This window comes from Streptococcus suis YS56, from assembly GCF_000440115.1.
GTDB classification, from domain to species: Bacteria; Bacillota; Bacilli; order Lactobacillales; family Streptococcaceae; genus Streptococcus; species Streptococcus suis_L.
Genome location: NZ_ALMY01000051.1, coordinates 1 through 2,596, shown reverse-complemented (window position 1 = coordinate 2,596; position 2,596 = coordinate 1). Strand labels below are relative to the sequence as shown.

Genomic DNA, 2,596 nt, shown 5'->3' with positions numbered 1-2,596 from the left:
TTGGCTCTAACTTGATTGTAAGCATCCAACATATTTGAACGTGATAGGATATTATCTAGTAACTGTGACATGTGCGTACTCCTTTCTTGTTTCGGTGTCTGTAGGATATCTTATAATGATGAACTTTCTTCTAGTCATTACGTGACTGTTGAAATATTCAGCCCTTCGCTCCGTTTCTATTACAGAAATTTCATCACTACTATGGCTTCGGCTGAGAGCCTGCCCCAGCCATTGTTGTCCAACGAAGAATGAGTTGAAGACAACAATAGGCGAGGGTACTTCTCATGATTCGTTGTTACTACGTCTTTTTGACGCCCATGAGACCTCACGGGATAAGTCGTACATCTTTCCTCGTTTACACAAGATATGAGGACGTTAAAAGGTCTAAGTGAAAATAGGAATTCCGACGAAGAGTCCAGTGACTCTAGGAGGAATTATCTTTTTCACACTGACCTTAGTTCGAATTCAATTACACTCGTGATTTACGCAGATAGGTTACGACTACCTTTTTGGACTTTGGTGTTCATAGCCACCTTATCCGCTATATACGCCTTTGTATCACGTTTCTGTTCGTAGTGCCACGATTTCGCTATCCCTTCCTCTCCCCGCTACCTCACGATAGTCAGACTTGGGAGTCGCTATAGGGTTCACCGGTAGCGGGTGCCCACGGAGGACTTTCACCTCAGATGTACGACATGCCCGTCGTACTATAAAACAGGGGATCATACAGAACCCCTGCTTTCTTATACCCAGACTTGCCTCGTACAAGCTATTGAAGATGCTGGCGGGCTCCCACTCATCCTTCCTGTTACAGAGCCTGATTTGGCAAAATATTATATCCATCTTATTGATAAACTCATCCTAACAGGAGGACAAAATGTCCAGCCAAGTTACTATCACGAAGAAAGGACTATTGACAGCGATAATTATCTACCAAAGCGTGACGAGTTTGAATTAGCCCTCATAAGAGCTGCCCAAGAAAATCAGAAACCTATCTTCGGTATCTGCCGAGGTCTACAGCTCTACAATGTAGCTCAAGGTGGTAGCCTTCATCAATCTGGCAAGACATAGACGGACAAGAAGTCAGTCAAACGATTCAACTGACTCAAAATAGTCCACTTTACGATATATATAAGTCCGCTCCGAGTGTAAACTCATTTCACCGTCAGGCTATCAAAGACTTAGCACCTGACTTAGAAATCATTGCACTATCAGATAATCAACAGATTATTGAAGCAGTTCATTCAGCCTACCCAACTAAATTTTTAGGGGTTCAATGGCATCCTGAACTACTCTACGGTAAACGTGAGATTGAAAAAGACCTCTTCCACTATATTGTCAATAAACTTTAAAATAACTCACTTTCTTCTCTAAAAGAATAGTAATCCTTATTTCCAACAATTAAATGATCTAATAATACCAGTCCTAGCTTTTCGCAGGACTCTTTTAAATTCTCCGTAAATAGCAAATCATTCCTACTCGGTTGTACTGAACCCGACGGGTGGTTATGAACGATGATAATCGATGTTGCCATACATTTTACTGCGTAATGCAAAATTTCACGTGGTTCTGCAATGCTACGATTAACACTCCCGATAAAAATTGTTTTTTGACTGATAATCTGGTTCTGTGTATTAAGATAAAGTGCAACTAGATGCTCCTGCTTCTTATGCCCAATTTCATGAATCATCTTACGTCCCAACTTCTCACTTCCCAAAATTCTCTCATTTAAGAGTAGCTCTGATTGATTGATACGTTTTCCAAGTTCAATCATAGCCTTAATTTCAATCGCCTTAACGCGCCCAATTCCAGTCAAACTTTGCAATTCTTCAATTGATAATTCTCTTAGAGCCGCTAAACTCTCCAAACGATTCAATAATTTATTGGAGAGAATAGAAACAGGTTCTTTTTTTGTCCCAGTTCTAATAAAAATTGCTAGTAATTCCTGATTACTGAGACGCTCAGCTCCAACTTCTACTAAACGTTCTCTAGGTAGAATAGCCTCTTCTTTAAATTCAATTTGATACATAATTTCCTCCTCAACTATCTATTCGTAAAATCTTGCAAAAAAAGAAGCCATATAAAACCGAACCCACTGAAAAAGTCATCAACTTGATGGCTTTTTTTGCTATACTAGAGTCGAGGTGATTCCTATGCTTGATAATCAAATTCAGTTAGATCTTAGTTCCTATTCTCCCCTGTATGATATTGTTGTTCCCAAAAATCATTTTTTACGGCAGCTAACGGAACTCTGTGATTTTAGTTTTATCTATGATGAGTTAGAGAAACATTATTGTGTCGACTTTGGTCGAAAGGCTTACTCACCCATCATGATGTTTAAATACCTTTTGTTGAAAGATATTTATCATTTATCTGATGTCGATGTTGTCGAGCGTTCGTTATCGGATATGGCCTTTAAGTATTTCCTTGGTCTAGCTCCAGAGGATTCTGTTATTGATGCGTCCTCTCTTACCAAGTTCAGAAAGTTACGTATCAAAGATGAACACTTTTTGGACTTATTGATACAAAAATCGGTTCAAATCGCCCTTGAACACAAGCTCATTAAACAAAAAATCCTCATTGTAGATGCGACACA

The 2,596-nt window shown here is 39.3% G+C and carries 2 protein-coding genes and 1 pseudogene; 2 read left to right on the top strand and 1 reads right to left on the bottom strand.

Annotated features, from left to right (window positions below):
• Positions 1 to 660: 660 nt before the first annotated feature.
• Positions 661 to 1,352 (top strand): annotated as a pseudogene (locus SST62_RS1000000113095) (gamma-glutamyl-gamma-aminobutyrate hydrolase family protein).
• Here SST62_RS1000000113095 and radC read toward each other — a convergent pair.
• Complete coding sequence (radC, locus tag SST62_RS0105675; protein ID WP_002935253.1) at positions 1,349 to 2,029, bottom strand: RadC family protein; 681 nt, start codon at positions 2,027 to 2,029, stop codon at positions 1,349 to 1,351. The pseudogene SST62_RS1000000113095 and the gene radC sit on opposite strands and share 4 nt — an antisense overlap.
• A gap of 124 nt (positions 2,030 to 2,153) precedes the next feature.
• On the opposite strand from radC, the gene SST62_RS0105670 reads away from it, so the two are divergent.
• On the top strand, positions 2,154 to 2,596 hold a 443-nt coding region (locus SST62_RS0105670), incomplete at its 3' end, for a transposase (RefSeq protein WP_029942639.1).